This window comes from Salmonella sp. 32031103-2018-00083-FB-01-SM-01, from assembly GCF_017571995.1.
GTDB classification, from domain to species: domain Bacteria; phylum Pseudomonadota; class Gammaproteobacteria; order Enterobacterales; family Enterobacteriaceae; genus Salmonella; species Salmonella enterica.
Window position 1 is genome coordinate 286,883 of record NZ_JAGEQL010000003.1, and the last position, 16,194, is coordinate 303,076.

Sequence of the window (16,194 nt, forward strand, 5' to 3'; positions counted from 1 at the left end):
GTTAGTACAAATGCCCGATATTCACAATAGTACTCACCGTGTCGCCAAAAAAGACCAGCCGACTCAGAAATACACCAACGAATAACAAGACGAACAGGAGTTTCGGGCGCGAATCACCGTGACGGCTGGCGACAAAAGCGAGCGCAAGGCAAACCAGGCTTGCCAGATAAAACGGTGAAGCCAGCCATGAATGCGCCGTCATCTGCATGACCGTTCCCCCGCTTAACCACACCAGCGGCGCCGCGATAAGTACCGCGATACACACCACAATTCCCTGGCGTAACGCAGGAACGGCAGGCCTGAGTTTTAACAGCGGAATCGCCGCGCAACCCATGACCCATACCGTAATAAAAAATAACAGCATGGTAAATCCATTAGCGATAGCCACCATCGCTGGCGCGGCGTAGGTCATCCCCTGCACCGCCACCAGTAACACGCCGAACACGGAGGCGATAAGAGTCATCGCTTTATGTCCCTTTGCCAGGAACGTTACGCCGACCGCTGCGCCAAACAACGTAGCACCAAGAATTTCCCGACTTAACCAGGCATGTCGCAGGTTAATCAGCGCATTATAAGCGCGATCGGGATGCGCCAGATGCAGAATCGCGGCAATAGACGCCAGTGCCAGCACCAGCCCAGTGACCAACCAATAGAAACGCTGGCCTTCCACTTCACCACGCAGCGTACGCCATGTCAGTACCAAAGCCATACCGACAGACATCTGGCTTAATACCGTAAAAAACACCAGCGGCAGTTCATATTTTTCCATTACTTGTCCTCCGGCTGCTTAGGCTGGCGCGCCAGAATAAAGCGCGTTCCTGGATTGAGCTGTGGCATATGCGGGAACCCTGGCGGATACTGCACCGCATTATCGGGCACAGGATCGACATCCAAATCGATAATCGACAAGGCGCCCACCGGACAGGCGTTCACGCACGCCGGATTCATACCGATATCAAGACGCTCGTAGCACATACTGCATTTTTCCGCTTTACGCGTCTCTTCATTAAAACGCGGCGCGCCATAAGGACAGTTACGAATACAGTTTTTACAGCCGATGCAGCGCTCAGGGTTATGCACCACCACGCCATCTTCACGTTTGGTATAGGCTTCGACCGGACAGGCGGCGACGCAGGCCGGATGTTCGCAGTGGTTACAGGCCAGCGAGTAAAACGCCCGCTCTTCATGTGGATAGATGTCTTTATCCAACGGATAAACGTAGCGCCAGAAGCGATCCGGCTCCAGTTGGTTAAAGCTTTTACACGCCATAGCACAGCCGCGGCAGCCGATGCACTTATCGCTATTCACTAAAAACGCACGTCTCATGCTACGGACTCCCCTTTACCGATCAATACAACGTCAGCAAACTGACTGTGGATAGCGGCGCCCGGCGCGCCAGTTTTCATCAGCCCCATATCAGCAGGCGTATCAGCCACGACGTTTTGCACGTTGTACTGCCGTTTCGGGAACCAGGCTTCATACATCACCAGAAAATCTTCCGGCACGTTGGTGGTGACTTTTGCCCGCAGCTCAACTTCACCGGTGCCATTGAAAACTTTGACCAGATCGTTCTCGCTGATGCCTTTTTTCTGTGCGGAAGAAGGATGGATATAAACGAACGGTTCCGGGTAGAACACCTGCATCCAGTCCAGGTTGATAAACTGCGAGTGCAGGCCAAACTGCACGTGCGGCGTAAACAGATGGAACGGCAGTTTGCTCTCGGCTTCCGGTTTGTATTCCGGCAGCGCGGTGTGGCCGTTTTTCTCCGCCAGTTCAGATTTAAATTCATACTTGCCTGACGGCGTTTTGAACTTGCGGTCATACCAGGCGGCAGAGCTTGGCAGGATCGCTTTTTTCGGCCCGTCCAGCAGATCGTCCCAGGAAGAGATGCCGAACATTTTCGCCATACCGTCGTTGAACTCCTGATCCAGCCAGCGCTTGTGATCGAACTCTTGCGGGAAGGTACAGGAACCCGGCGCCATCTTATTAATGGTGCGCGACAGCATGGTAGCGATTTCGAGATCGCATTTTGCTTCATACATCGGCTTAATCGCCGGCTGATTAATGGAAAGCCAGTAGTGCCAGTAAGAAGCATCCACGTTCCACTCTTCAAACGCGGTGGTAACGGGCAGCACGATATCAGCGTGTTGCACCGTTTCGTTGAAGAACTGATCGGCGCAGACCACCATTTCCAGTTTTTCAAACGCTTTCTTCATCTTGCTGCGATCGAAATCCTGGGCAAACGGGTTTTTACAGGCGACCCACAGCATACGAACCGGCGGATCGTTGGCCTCCAGAATCCCCTGCGCCGTCTGGTTAATATTCAGGGAGCGATCGGAGTACTGCACGGCGTCGCTGCCAGCGGCAGCCCCGAATTCACTGGTGGTGCCCGCCGCTCCCGGTATGCCAATAGCGCCCTCCGGCGGCTTCTGCAGCATGGCGTTATAGTTAAAGCCCCAGGTATGCAGATGGCCATAACGCGCGCCGCCGCCTTCGACACCGATGTTGCCGGACATAGCGACAAAGGCATCGATAGCGCGAACGTTGGCGCCGCCGTTGACATGACGCTGCATCCCGTAACCAATCCAGACCGTGGCCGGCTTAACCGCCGTAAACTCTTCTGCCAGCTGGCGAATGACATCCGCAGACAGGCCGCAGATTTCTGCTGCCCACTCCACGGTCACATGGTTACGCAGATAGGCTTCAAATTCCGGATAGCCGTGAGCATCGTTGTTGACAAAATTCTGATCCACCAGGCCTTTATCCACCAGATGACGCGCCATTCCCAGCGCCAGCGCGCCGTCTGAGCCAGGCCGCACGCGCAGGTAGAGATCGGCTTTGGCGGCAGTCTGCGACAGCAGCGGATCGATAACGACGACCTTCGCCCCTTTCTCGCGCGCCTGATAGATGTACTTCATGCTGTGCATTGAGCACCAGGCTGGGTTGGCGCCCCAGATAATGATGTATTTCGCTTTCACCATATCTTCCGGGTCGTTACACCACATGTCGCCCATGTCGTAGTTTTGCGCGTCGATACCGGCAGGCCAGCACGGCGTACCGGCAAAACGGGTGGTATAGCCAAGCGAGGACATCATCCCTTCAACGGCATAGTTCAGCACGCCAAACTTACCGGAATATTTGGTCAGCGCCAGACCGAGCATAGAACCGTCTTTTTTCTTAATCTCCAGCATCTTGGCGGCAATGCGCTGCATCGCCTCTTCCCATGAGATGCGACGCCAGTTGCCGCTACCGCGAACGTCCTGCGCCATGGGATATTTAATACGATCGGGGCTATAAACCCGGCGCGGATAGCTTAACCCTTTGACGCAAGGGGTACCGTGAGTAAATGTTGATTCCGGCGCGCCTTCCACGAAAGTAATGACCCCGTCCTTTACCCATGTCTTGAGGCTACAGGTGTCATAGCAGTTACGCGGACACGCGTTACGATAAATTTTGTACGTTTTAGGGTTAAAGGGAACAGGCGGCTGCGCAAGCGCGCATCGGGAGGTCAGTAATCCTCCGGGTAAAGCCGCAACGGCGCCCAGTGCCACTATCCCCTTTAAAAAAGAACGTCTGTTCAGATGTCCCGTCTCATTACTCATATTGATACTCTCGTTTTAATTCATCAAGCCAATAAAATAAGATGTCCGCCACCGTATATAACGTGGCCGTTTGTGCATGAGTTTTTATTTTTTCGATATATAATGGCACCCACTTTGTTAAATAATTATTGATATATTGAGTGAGAGTAGATCGGTATGGTGACGTTTGCCGAGTGTTAGCCAGTAATAGTGTGGTCAATTCCAGCACGCAGGAAATATGATCGTCAGGAATATTGCTCTCCTGATTAACCGATAATCCCAACGCTGCCATAAACTCCCGTATCTCCAGCGTCGCCTTTCCCATCACCAGCGCATCGTCTTCCAGATACACTGAAGCGAAAGGCGCAGCCAGCAGCTTGCCAGGACCAACGAATAGCGCATTAAAGTCATACTCCGCCTCCAGCCACGCCCGATCGGTAAGGTTTACCGCAGCAGTGGGATTTAATCTCACGTAGGCAGATTTCAGTGAACGACTATCATGAGAATTAAAAAAATCACGCAATGTAAGCCCTGTTTTTTCTAATTCCGTCAGTGATTCATAGATTGAATCCATGAATAAATAACCTCACATACAAATGCAATATAAATCAAGAAAAAAGAATGGGCATGTTAACGGAAGCGCTTAATCTTTCTTTGATAAAAAAACAGAAAAATTCCCGTTAAATCCGTAGAAGAGGTTTTTATTGTTTCAAAGTTTAAAAACAGAAGACCGTTGAAATAAAAAACCGTCTGTTATTAACAGACGGTTTCAGAGTATTGATAATGAAGAATGTGTTTTAGCTGGCGGCGTGCCCCAGGCATAAACAGCGCAGGCCCGAATAGCTTACACTATCGGGCCATTTACGATGGCCAGTTAACTGACCTTGCAGGTGTGCTTACTTCTTTTTATGCGATTTTGGTGCGAATCAGATAATCAAAGGCGCTCAACGAGGCTTTCGCCCCTTCGCCTGTGGCGATGATAATCTGTTTGTAAGGAACGGTGGTACAATCGCCTGCGGCGAAGACGCCCTTAACACTGGTTTCACATTTGGCGTCAATAATGATCTCGCCCATGCGGTTACGCTCAAGCACGCCTTCCAGCCAGTGGGTATTCGGCAACAGACCAATCTGCACAAAAATCCCTGCCAGCGCGACGCTATGAATATCGCCGCTGACACGGTCACGATACTCCAGCCCCACCACTTTCGAACCGTCGCCCTTCACTTCTGTCGTTTGCGCATTCAAAATGATATCGACATTTTTCAGGCTACGCACTTTGTCCTGTAGCACCTGATCCGCCTTCATCTCCGGCGCGAACTCCAGCAACGTAACGTGTTCTACAATACCTGCCAGATCGATAGCCGCCTCAACGCCGGAGTTGCCGCCGCCGATGACCGCCACACGCTTCCCTTTAAATAGCGGACCGTCGCAGTGCGGACAATAGGTGACGCCTTTGGTGCGATACTGATCCTCGCCCGGCACATTCATATTGCGCCATTTCGCGCCGGTGGCGATGATGATACTGCGCGCTTTCAAGACTGCGCCGGACGCCGTTTCAATCTGATGCAGGCCACCTTCTGTCGCGGCCGGAACCAGTTTACTTGCGCTCTGGCTGTCGATAACGTCAACGTCGTAATCGCTGACATGCGCTTTCAGCGCGCCCGCCAGTTTCTGGCCTTCGGTTTTCGGCACCGAGATATAGTTTTCGATATCCACGGTATCCAGCACCTGACCGCCGAAGCGCTCGCCCATCAGACCGGTACGGATACCTTTGCGCGCCGAGTAGACCGCCGCCGCCGCGCCCGCCGGGCCGGAGCCGACAATCAGCACGTCATACGCATCGCGTTTGTTCAGCGCTTCCGCCGCACGTTTTTCTGCGCCAGTATCTACTTTAGCGACAATCTCGGTCAGAGTCATACGTCCCTGGCCGAACTCTTTACCGTTGACAAACACCGCCGGAACGCCCATCACGTTACGTTCGGTAATTTCGTTCTGGAAGGTGCCGCCATCAATTGCCGTATGTTTAATACGCGGGTTCAGCACCGCCATCAGGTTCAGCGCCTGCACTACATCCGGGCAGTTATGGCAGGAGAGTGAATAATAAGTTTCGAATTCAAAATCGCCGTCAATATCGCGAATCTGCTCCAGCAGCGACTGCGCTTCTTTTGACGGATGACCGCCGGTCCACAGCAGCGCCAAAACCAGCGAGGTAAATTCGTGGCCCAGCGGAGAACCGGCAAAGCGCGGCCCCTGCTGAGAACCTGGATTCGTAATCAGGAAAGACGGCTTGCGCACCGGCAGAGTATTGTCTTCTTTAAACGTGACTTTGTCGGACAGCTCGGCGATTTCAGCCAGCAGTTCCTTGATTTCCGCCGATTTAGCGCTGTCATCCAGCGTGGCAATCAGCTCAACAGGTTTGGTCAGTTTCTCAAGGTAAGCCCTGAGCTGGGTTTTCATATTTGTGTCGAGCATTCTTCTTCCCTCTCTGAAAACATCATCATGCAAGCCGACTTCGCGGGACTGCATTAATACAACTTGCGTCATGGTGCTGAAATGAAATGGGCGCGGGTGCGCCCATGACTGAAACAATTTCCAAAGTATTTCACGTCAGAGTAAGGCGGCTAGCCTGAGAATCCCCGGGAGCTTACTGAAGTAAGTGACCGGGGTGAGCAGGCGACGCCAACGCAGCTATGGCGTGAAAGACGACGGAAATTTAAATTTTACCGACCAGGTCTAAGGATGGAGCCAGAGTCGCTTCACCTTCTTTCCATTTCGCCGGGCATACTTCGCCTGGGTGAGCGGCAACATACTGTGCTGCTTTAATTTTACGCAGCAGGTCAGACGCGTCACGGCCGATACCTTCAGCGGTAACTTCGATCGCCTGGATGATACCCTGCGGGTCAACAACAAAGGTCGCACGGTCTGCCAGACCTTCATCTTCACGCATGTTGTCGAAGTTACGGGTCAGGGCGCCAGTCGGGTCGCCGATCATCGCATATTTGATTTTTGCGATAGTTTCAGAGCTGCTGTGCCATGCTTTGTGCGTGAAGTGAGTATCGGTTGAGACGGAATAAACGTCTACGCCCAGCTTCTGCAGTTCTTCGTAATGGTCGGCAACGTCACCCAGTTCAGTCGGGCAAACAAAGGTAAAATCGGCCGGGTAGAAGAAGAAGACGCTCCAGCGGCCTTCGGTATCTTTCTCGGTGACTTCAATGAATTCACCGTTTTTGAACGCCTGGTTTTTGAAAGGTTTGATTTTGGTGTTAATTAAGGACATCTATACTTCCTCCGTGTTTTCGTTGAGGAGTAAGTTAACGAAATTTTGCTGATTCGGCTAATGCGTTTCCATTATCAAATCAATAAGCGTTAACTAACAACCCGATTCGGGCGACATTGTGAACACTGCGCCCTGTCAGCCATCTAAAGTAAAAAGGCCGCCTGACAGGCGGCCCCATTACCTGAACTACCCGTAGGTAACTTCAGAGCCAGTACGACTCGTCTTGCAAATTACAGACGTATTGTCTGCAACTCGAAATCCATAGCGTATATGCTGGCTAAGTGTTGCGCTCTACATTACCTTAACAAAGGCTGTAACAGCGAAAAGGATTACATCACCCCAGCATAGAAAGGGCAATCCCGGCACGCCAGCTCTTACCTATGTCTGTGATAGGCATCATCATTAATACTCTTTTCGCTTTGATCTTAAAAGGAAAAAATATGATTAAACGTACATTGCTGCTTGCTATGCTGCCCATTCTCGCCCACGCGGAAGAACTGCCCGCGCCGGTTAAAGCCATTGAAAAACAGGGCATAACAATCCTGAAATCCTTCGAGGCGCCGGGGGGCATGAAGGGCTATCTCGGAAAGTATCAGGATATGGGCGTCACGATTTACCTGACGCCGGACGGCAAACACGCGATTTCCGGCTATATGTATAATGAAAAAGGTGAAAATCTTAGCAACGCCCTGATAGAAAAAGAGATCTATGCGCCGGCCGGACGAGAAATGTGGCAGAAAATGGAAAAGGCGTCATGGATACTCGACGGTAAAAAAGACGCGCCGGTGGTGCTGTATGTCTTCGCCGACCCTTTCTGCCCCTATTGTAAGCAGTTTTGGCAGCAAGCTCGCCCGTGGGTCGAATCCGGCAAGGTACAATTACGTACGTTACTGGTCGGCGTGATTAAACCGGAAAGCCCGGCCACAGCCGCAGCGATTTTAGGCGCGAAAGACCCGGCGAAAACATGGCATGACTATGAAGCCTCCGCAGGAAAGATGAAGCTGGAGGTTCCGGCGTCCATCCCCCCGGCGCAGATGAAAGTCATTAATCAGAATCAGCAGTTAATGGACGATCTTGGCGCTAACGCGACGCCAGCAATTTATTACATGAATAAAGATAAGACGTTGCAACAGGTTGTGGGTTTACCGGAAAAAGCGCAACTGGACGCCATGATGGGGCAGCCTTAACGCAGAAATTAGCAAGGCAGAAGCTTAACCGTACCACGCCCGATAGCGCTGCGTTTGTCGGGCCAACCTCCTCCAGGCATTAACGCGACGCCAGACCAGCATGTCATCCGGCACAGCTTTTTTAGACTAACGGCGTGATTATAAAAGTGTACGTTATGTTCGTCTTTACTGTGATTATTTACTCGCTAAAATATTCATAACTGTGGTATTTTAGTTTAAATAAACTCTACATTAAGTTTAATAAACATAATTCTGGTAAATTATTGAGATTAAGTCATAATCATGGAAGATACCATGATTATGCCTGGAAGATACTATGGCTAACCTTTACGACCTTAAAAAATTTGATCTTAACTTGTTGGTTATATTTGAATGTATTTATCAACATTTAAGCATTAGCAAAGCGGCAGAAACTCTCTATATTACACCTTCTGCCGTAAGCCAGTCATTGCAACGCCTGCGCACGCAATTCAATGACCCTTTATTTATTCGTTCAGGTAAAGGAATTACGCCTACCGTAACAGGCATTAATTTACATTATCATTTAGAAAATAACCTTAACAGCCTGGAACAAACTATTAATATAATGAATCAGTCCAGTCTGAAGAAAAAGTTTATTATCTATAGCCCACAGCTGTTGATCACCCAATATGTGATGAAATTAGTTGAATATATTCGCAAAGATTCACAGGTTGAAATTGAACATCACGACATTTTGACCACTGACGAACAGCCTGAAGATCTTCTTGCCTACCGCAAAGCAGATATTGTGGTTTCAATGGCCCCACTCAATAATCGTTCTATTGTTTGTACTCACTTTAATAAGGTGGAATGTATCCTGACTTGCAGTGAAAACCATCCCCGGCTAGGTGAAACCGCAACTATCGACGAAATTCTACAAGAGTCATTTACGCAATTCGTCGCCCGGAAAAACGATATAAAAGAGCATCATTCACTTATCCATGATATGCTGGGGGAAAGAATAATTGGTTTCAGAAGCAAATCGCTGATAACCATCGCCAACGCCATCAGCGCCACGGAGCTTATTGGTTTTTTACCACAATCACTTGTTGACTATTACTCATCCACTATCAAACTTAAAAAAATCTCCATACCTTTTACCATTGCTCCCATACAACTCTATCTTATGTATAATAGAGCTTCGATGAATAATAGCGGATTTACTGAGCTCATTGAACAAATAACAAAAAAGCATTAATAAGAAGGCCAAATAAAGGATATTAACATAAATTTAATGTATATATTTATGGAATATATTTATTTGGCAAATATAATAAATCATTGCAAGTTCATCTAATCTGCTTATCCTTTATGTTAATTATTTCGAATATACTGTAGTTAACACATCGGAGACTATCCAGAGATGTCGGTTTATAAAGTTCCGCTTGAGCAAAATGTTCTGGAAGCGGCTCAAGAGCGTATAATGTGGACCCTGGAAACCTTACCCCGGGTCTGCGTCTCATTTTCCGGTGGTAAAGATTCAGGACTTATGCTGCACCTGACGGCAACGTTGGCGCGCAAAATGAATAAAAAGATCCACGTTCTCTTCATTGACTGGGAAGCGCAATTCTCCTGTACCATCGCCTATATTGAATCATTACGTGAATACTACGCGGACGTTATTGAGCGTTTTTATTGGATCGCATTACCCTTAACCACACAAAATTCCCTTTCACAATACCAGCCGGAGTGGCAGTGTTGGCAGCCGGGTGCCGACTGGGTACGACAACCGCCAGAAGATGCGATTACCGATCCGGCCTTTTTTTCCTTTTATCAACACGGCATGACCTTTGAACAGTTCGTTCGCGATTTTGCCGACTGGTTTTCAGAAAAGCGTCCTGCCGCTATGCTGGTCGGTATTCGTTCCGACGAATCCTATAACCGATTTGCCGCTATCGCTAACTCGCATAAGCTGCGCTTTGCCGACGATAAGCCCTGGACCACGTTAGCCCCTAAGGGTCACACCTGGTATATCTACCCCATCTATGACTGGAAAACCGCAGATATCTGGACCTGGTTCGCCAAAACAGGTAAACCCTGTAACCCTTTGTATAATTTGATGTATCAGGCTGGCGTACCGCCCCGTTACATGCGTATTTGCGAACCGTTCGGCCCGGAACAACGACAGGGGTTATGGCTGTATCATGTTATCGAACCTGAGCGCTGGGCGGCCATGTGCGCCAGAGTCAGCGGCGTACTCAGTGGAGGTATCTACGCCGGACAAGACAACCATTTTTATGGCCACCGGAAAATTTTAAAACCCGATCACCTTAACTGGGAAGAGTACGCGCTGCTCCTGCTACACAGTATGCCTGAAGTCACTGCCGAACATTACCGTAATAAAATCGCCGTTTATTTGCAGTGGTATAAGAAAAAAGGCATGAACACCATCCCACAGACGCAGCAGGGCGATATCGGATCGCGCGATATTCCGTCGTGGCGACGGATCTGCAAAGTTTTACTGAACAATGATTACTGGTGCCGGGCGCTGTCATTCAGTCCGACAAAACCTAAGAATTACCAGCGTTATAACGAACGTATGAAAGCTAAACGCCAGGAATGGGGGATCTTATGCAACACCGACTCACAACCGAAATAACTCACTTTCTCTCTGAACTGCCTGAAGAAGAGAGAATCGCCGCCATTAATGAATTTAGAATGGCGATACATAACGTTAGTCCTTTTCGCGATGAGCCTGTCGATTGTGTCCTGTGGGTGAAAAACGATCATATTTCGCCTAATGACTACAACCCAAATAACGTTGCGCCGCCGGAGAAAAAACTGCTGCTTAAATCGATTGAACAAGATGGGTTTACTCAGCCGATAGTGGTGGTAAAGGCCGATGCGGAGGAGTACGAGATTGTGGACGGTTTTCACCGTCATGAGCTGGGTAAAGGAAAAACGGTCCTGAAAAGGCGTCTGAAAGGCTACCTGCCGATAACGTGTCTGGACAGAGAACGTCACGAACGCATGGCGGCAACCATTCGGCATAACCGCGCGCGCGGACGCCACCAGATCCACGCCATGTCAGAAATCGTGCGCGAACTTTCTCTGCTAGGCTGGGACGAAAGCAAAATCGGCCAGGAGTTAGGTATGGACGCCGATGAAGTCCTGCGCCTGAAACAGATCAACGGCCTGCAGGAGCTTTTTGCAGACCGTCGATTCTCCAGAGCGTGGACGGTTAAATAACTACAGTTTACACAGGCGCTCTGCGGCGGCCAGCAGCGTTGATTCCTGTTTAGCGAAACATAAACGTATAAGCTGATGCTGGAAAGGGGCGGCGCAAAAGACAGAGAGCGGAATAGCGGCGACGCCGACTTCTTTGGTTAGCCACTGACAAAACTCAACGTCATTTAGCGTCGACACTGCGCTGTAATCGATTAACAGAAAATAGGTACCTTCACAGGGCAGCACTTTTAATCGGCTTTGCGCCAGCGCGTTAACCAGCACATCGCGTTTTTTCCGGTAAAAATCGGGTAACGCGCGATAGTGTTCCGGCGCGGCGCGCAGCATATCCGCCAGCGCCAGTTGCGCCGGCGTATTGACGCAAAACGTCAGGTACTGGTGAACTTTGCGTATTTCGGCGCTAATGGCCGCAGGCGCAACGCAGTAACCAATCTTCCATCCTGTCATATGAAAGGTTTTACCAAACGATGAAACGGCAACCGCCCGCTCTCGTAACTGAGGGTGCGCCAATACGCTGGCATGACCTTCGACGGCAAAACAAATATGTTCGTACACTTCATCGCTTAACACATAAATTTCCCGCTCGCCGATAGCCTGCCACAGCGCCTCGATATCCGCCTGACACCAGACGGTAGCGGTGGGATTATGCGGCGTATTGAGGATCACCAGCCGCGTGCGCTCGCTAAGCAACGCCGAAAACGCCTGCCAGTCGACGCGAAAATGCGGCGGCGTAAGCGCTATGCGTTTTAACACGCCGCCGGAAAGCGCCACGGCCGGGGCATAGCTGTCGTAACTGGGATCGAAACAGATAACCTCATCCCCTGCCCGCACCAGCGCGGTAATCGCCGCATACAGCGCTTCTGTCGCGCCCGCCGTGACGGTGATATCACTGACGTCATCGGGTCGATAACCATATATTTCCGCCGTTTTATCGGCAATGGCCTCCCGCAGCGCCTGCGCGCCCGTCATCGGCGCATATTGATTCGCGCCCTGCGCGACATGATAAGCCAACCGCTCGTGCAAATAACGAGGACCATCAAAATCAGGGAAGCCTTGCGATAAATTTATTGCCTGATGTTTCTGCGCCAGCGCGCTCATTTGCGTAAAAATCGTGGTGCCAAGATTGGGCAATTTGCTTTTTGGAATCAGTGGGTTATTTCTCATTATCTTCATACCCGCCAGTGATGTGGTTGTTGACACACTATCACAGGGTGTTAGTATTTGGCAATCAAGACGTTTAGATGTCTAAATATAATAACAACGGTGAGAAGACCCTAAGGACAACACAACATGAACCACACTGAAATCCGCGTCGTTACCGGCCCGGCGAATTATTTTTCCCATGCTGGAAGCCTCGGAAGACTGACAGACTTTTTCACGCCGGAACAGCTTTCCCACGCCGTTTGGGTGTTCGGCGAACGCGCGATTGCCGCCGCCCGGCCTTACCTGCCGGAAGCGTTTGAACGTGCTGGCGCAAAACATCTGCAGTTTACCGGCCATTGTAGCGAACGCCATGTTGCCCAACTGGCGCACGCCTGCAACGACGATCGTCAGGTGGTGATAGGCGTCGGCGGCGGCGCGCTGCTCGATACCGCCAAAGCGCTCGCCCGCCGTCTGGCGCTGCCGTTTGTCGCTATCCCGACAATCGCGGCGACCTGCGCCGCCTGGACACCGCTTTCCGTCTGGTATAACGACGCGGGACAGGCGTTACAGTTCGAAATTTTTGATGATGCCAATTTTCTGGTGCTGGTCGAACCGCGCATTATTCTGCAGGCGCCCGATGACTATCTGTTAGCTGGCATTGGCGATACGCTGGCGAAATGGTATGAAGCCGTTGTGCTTGCGCCGCAGCCTGAAACGTTGCCTTTGACCGTAAGACTGGGCATTAACAGCGCGTGCGCTATTCGCGATCTCCTGCTGACCAGCAGCGAACAAGCATTAGCGGATAAACAGCAGCGTCGGCTGACCCAGGCATTTTGCGACGTGGTGGATGCGATTATCGCTGGCGGCGGTATGGTCGGCGGCCTCGGGGAACGCTATACCCGTGTCGCCGCCGCCCATGCGGTACACAACGGTCTGACCGTCCTGCCGCAAACGGAAAAATTCCTGCACGGAACGAAAGTGGCTTATGGCATTCTGGTGCAAAGCGCGCTACTGGGACAAGATGACGTGCTGGCGCAATTGATTGCAGCGTACCGGCGATTTCATCTGCCGGCCCGACTTAGCGAACTGGAGGTGGATATTCATAACACCGCCGAGATCGATAGGGTAATCGCACATACCCTGCGCCCGGTCGAATCCATCCACTATTTACCGGTGACGTTAACGCCTGACACCCTGCGTGCGGCGTTTGAAAAAGTTGAATTTTTCAGAATATAGCCTGGTGACGTTGCGCTTATCAGGCCTGGCAACACTCAGCAGCAACGCGCGCCGCCTTTTCCACCATAGCGCGCATCCTGCCGCTCGCGGAAAAATTCTTCATAGGTCATCGGCGTCTGATCCGGATGCGTTATGCGCATATGTTCCACATAGTTGTCGTAGTCTGGCACGCCAATCATCATTTTTGCGGCCTGTCCCAGATATTTTCCGGCTTTCGAAAGCGTATCGAACATCGTTGTCACCTGTCATCCAAATGCCCTCTCCTTATTCTGGAGAGGGCTATTGATGTAAAAAGATTAGTGCGCGCCTTTCGCCTGCGTCACGATCTCATCCACATTTTCCGGCATCGGCTCATACGGCGTTTCATTCGCCGTCGGTTTATCAATCTTCAGAGCGGCCAGCGCCGTCTTAATAGAGAAGACCGCCAGCACCACGACCACCACCATAAAGAAGATGGTTAGCCCGGCATCCAGACGGTTATTGAATACCAACTGCGCGAGCTGCGATTCGGTGTACTGCGGCGGAATATTGCCGCTGTCGATCATCGCCTGGAACTTATTGGCAATGGCCAGGAAGCCGATTTTCGCATCCGGACTAAACGCTTTCTGCCAGCCCGCCGTCAGCGTACAAATCAGCAGCCAGGCCGTTGGCACCAGCGCGACCCACGCATAACGCTGACGCTTCATTTTGAACAGTACCACGGCGCAAAGCATCAGCGCCATCCCCGCCAGCATCTGGTTAGCGATGCCAAACAGCGGCCACAGGGTGTTAATACCGCCCAACGGATCGACCACGCCCTGATGGAGGAAATACCCCCACGCCAGCACGCACAATGCCGTAGCAAGCAGGTTCGCTGGCAGCGAATCGGTACGTTTCAGCCCTGGCGACACTACGCCCAACAAATCCTGCAACATAAAGCGCGCCGCACGGGTACCCGCATCCACCGCCGTCAGAATAAACAGCGCTTCAAACAGAATGGCAAAGTGATACCAGAACGCCACATCCATCATGCCGCCCAACGCGCCATGTAAAATGTAGGCCATCCCTACCGCCAGCGTTGGCGCACCGCCTGCGCGGGAGATAATGGATTGTTCGCCGACTTCATTGGCAATCTGGTGTAACGTATCCGGCGTGATAGCGAAACCCCAACTACTGACCACCTGCGCGGCAGAAGCCACGACATCCGCTGTCCCCGCTGGCGCCAGTACCGCCATCGGGCTATTCATCGCAAAGTAAACGCCCGGATCGATAATACAGGCGGAGACCAGCGCCATAATGGCGACGAAAGATTCCATTAACATCCCGCCGTAGCCGATAAAGCAGGCCTGGCCTTCGTTGGCCAACATCTTCGGCGTCGTGCCGGAGGAGATGAGCGCATGGAAACCGGATACCGCGCCGCAGGCGATGGTGATAAACAGGAACGGGAACAGGTCGCCCGTCCAGACCGGTCCGGTACCATCAACAAATTTGGTCAGCGCCGGCATAGTCAGCGTCGGACGCATGATCAGAATCCCGACCGCCAGACCGACAATCGTACCAATTTTCAGGAAGGTAGAGAGGTAATCACGCGGCGCGAGCAGCAGCCAGACCGGCAGTACCGCCGCGACAAAACCATACCCCACCAGCATCCAGGTAAGCTGCACGCCAGTAAAATCAAAGTACGGCGCCCAGGTTGGGCTTGCCGCCACCCATCCGCCGGAAATAATAGCGAAAATAAGGAATACCAGCCCAATGACCGACACCTCGCCGATGCGCCCCGGACGCAGATAACGCAGGTAGATGCCCATAAAAATCGCCAGTGGAATGGTGAACGCAACAGTGTACGTTCCCCACGGGCTATGGGTCAGCGCTTTCACCACGATCATCGCCAGGACGGCCAGAATGATCACCATGATCATAAAGCAGGCCACCAGCGCGATCACCCCGGCCGTCGCGCCCATCTCCTCTTTAACCAGCTCGCCAAGCGAACGCCCATCACGCCGGGTCGAGACGAACAGCACCATAAAGTCCTGCACCGCTCCCGCCAGCACAACGCCCGCCAGCAGCCAGATCATCCCCGGCAGATAGCCCATCTGCGCGGCCAGTACCGGCCCGACCAGCGGACCTGCGCCAGCAATGGCCGCAAAATGGTGACCAAAAAGCACTTTTTTATCGGTCGGGACATAATCCAGACCATCATTATGACGTACCGCGGGCGTCATACGCGTTGGGTCAACCGCCAGCACTTTTTTGGCGATATAGAGCCCATAAAAACGATACGCAATAAGATAGACACAGACCGACGCCACCACGATCCATAGCGCGTTGATCTGTTCCCCACGATTTAACGCAATATAGCCCAGGGCAAACGCACCCAATACTGAGAGCGCTGTCCAGACGAGGTATTTCCCTGATTTATTCATAGTTGTTGTCCGTTTGGGTGTTCCAGAGAGATGTTACATTTTGTTTCTATAACACCTTTACCGTAATTAACAACACAACAACATGATAAAACCGGATCGTTACCCATTTTTTACATTACAGTGTTAACCAGATCACTTCCTTTCTTCGTTAACGCTGCAAT

Annotated in this window: 14 protein-coding genes; 5 read left to right on the forward strand and 9 right to left on the reverse strand. The window is 51.4% G+C overall.

Annotated features, from left to right (window positions below; all coding sequences use genetic code 11):
* Position 1: 1 nt before the first annotated feature.
* The 6 genes from J4614_RS11110 to ahpC all read right to left on the reverse strand — a co-directional run bounded on the left by J4614_RS11110 (position 2) and on the right by ahpC (position 6,858).
* Positions 2–769, reverse strand: coding sequence for a dimethyl sulfoxide reductase anchor subunit family protein (locus J4614_RS11110; protein ID WP_000417108.1), 768 nt, complete (start codon positions 767–769; stop codon positions 2–4).
* On the reverse strand, positions 769–1,326 hold the full coding sequence (locus J4614_RS11115) for a 4Fe-4S dicluster domain-containing protein (protein WP_001250387.1): 558 nt from the start codon (positions 1,324–1,326) through the stop codon (positions 769–771). The genes J4614_RS11110 and J4614_RS11115 overlap by 1 nt, the downstream gene beginning before the upstream one ends.
* Positions 1,323–3,602, reverse strand: a complete 2,280-nt coding sequence (locus J4614_RS11120; RefSeq protein WP_086776511.1) for a molybdopterin-dependent oxidoreductase — start codon at positions 3,600–3,602, stop codon at positions 1,323–1,325. The genes J4614_RS11115 and J4614_RS11120 overlap by 4 nt, the downstream gene beginning before the upstream one ends.
* Positions 3,595–4,155, reverse strand: a complete 561-nt coding sequence (locus tag J4614_RS11125; protein WP_023215211.1) for a molecular chaperone — start codon at positions 4,153–4,155, stop codon at positions 3,595–3,597. The genes J4614_RS11120 and J4614_RS11125 overlap by 8 nt, the downstream gene beginning before the upstream one ends.
* Positions 4,156–4,487: 332 nt before the next feature.
* A complete protein-coding gene (ahpF, locus tag J4614_RS11130) occupies positions 4,488–6,053 on the reverse strand; it encodes an alkyl hydroperoxide reductase subunit F (RefSeq protein WP_000887645.1) in 1,566 nt (521 codons plus the stop codon).
* Positions 6,054–6,294: 241 nt separating this feature from the next.
* Positions 6,295–6,858 carry an alkyl hydroperoxide reductase subunit C gene (gene ahpC / locus J4614_RS11135; protein WP_000052802.1) on the reverse strand — a complete coding sequence of 188 codons (564 nt, stop codon included), beginning with the start codon at positions 6,856–6,858 and terminating at the stop codon, positions 6,295–6,297.
* Between the two features lie 440 nt (positions 6,859–7,298).
* Here ahpC and dsbG point away from each other — a divergent pair, with 440 nt between their 5' ends.
* The 4 genes from dsbG (at position 7,299) to J4614_RS11155 (ending at position 11,255) form a co-directional block, all read left to right on the forward strand.
* Positions 7,299–8,045: a thiol:disulfide interchange protein DsbG gene (dsbG, locus tag J4614_RS11140; protein ID WP_000597129.1), complete on the forward strand. Its 747-nt coding sequence runs from the start codon at positions 7,299–7,301 to the stop codon at positions 8,043–8,045.
* A 316-nt stretch (positions 8,046–8,361) separates the two neighbouring features.
* Entirely contained in the window at positions 8,362–9,264 is a 903-nt protein-coding gene (locus J4614_RS11145) for a LysR family transcriptional regulator (RefSeq protein WP_115396171.1), read from the forward strand.
* Between the two features lie 165 nt (positions 9,265–9,429).
* Positions 9,430–10,665, forward strand: coding sequence for a phosphoadenosine phosphosulfate reductase (locus tag J4614_RS11150; RefSeq protein WP_000118132.1), 1,236 nt, complete (start codon positions 9,430–9,432; stop codon positions 10,663–10,665).
* A complete protein-coding gene (locus J4614_RS11155) occupies positions 10,638–11,255 on the forward strand; it encodes a ParB/RepB/Spo0J family partition protein (protein WP_001164754.1) in 618 nt (205 codons plus the stop codon). The genes J4614_RS11150 and J4614_RS11155 overlap by 28 nt, the downstream gene beginning before the upstream one ends.
* Here J4614_RS11155 and J4614_RS11160 read toward each other — a convergent pair whose 3' ends face one another.
* The gene (locus tag J4614_RS11160; protein WP_058111977.1) at positions 11,256–12,416 is read right to left on the reverse strand and encodes a pyridoxal phosphate-dependent aminotransferase; all 1,161 of its coding nucleotides are present in this window, start codon (positions 12,414–12,416) and stop codon (positions 11,256–11,258) included.
* 126 nt (positions 12,417–12,542) lie between these two features.
* Between J4614_RS11160 and J4614_RS11165 the strand changes: the two genes are divergently transcribed.
* Positions 12,543–13,631 (forward strand): oxidoreductase, encoded by a 1,089-nt coding sequence (locus tag J4614_RS11165; protein WP_001016865.1) that lies wholly within the window; start codon positions 12,543–12,545, stop codon positions 13,629–13,631.
* A 35-nt stretch (positions 13,632–13,666) separates the two neighbouring features.
* On the opposite strand, the gene J4614_RS11170 is transcribed toward J4614_RS11165, so the two are convergent.
* Both J4614_RS11170 and cstA read right to left on the reverse strand, forming a co-directional pair.
* Positions 13,667–13,864 (reverse strand): YbdD/YjiX family protein, encoded by a 198-nt coding sequence (locus J4614_RS11170; protein ID WP_000460619.1) that lies wholly within the window; start codon positions 13,862–13,864, stop codon positions 13,667–13,669.
* 63 nt (positions 13,865–13,927) lie between these two features.
* Positions 13,928–16,033, reverse strand: a complete 2,106-nt coding sequence (gene cstA, locus J4614_RS11175) for a pyruvate/proton symporter CstA (protein WP_001043108.1) — start codon at positions 16,031–16,033, stop codon at positions 13,928–13,930.
* Positions 16,034–16,194: the final 161 nt, after the last annotated feature.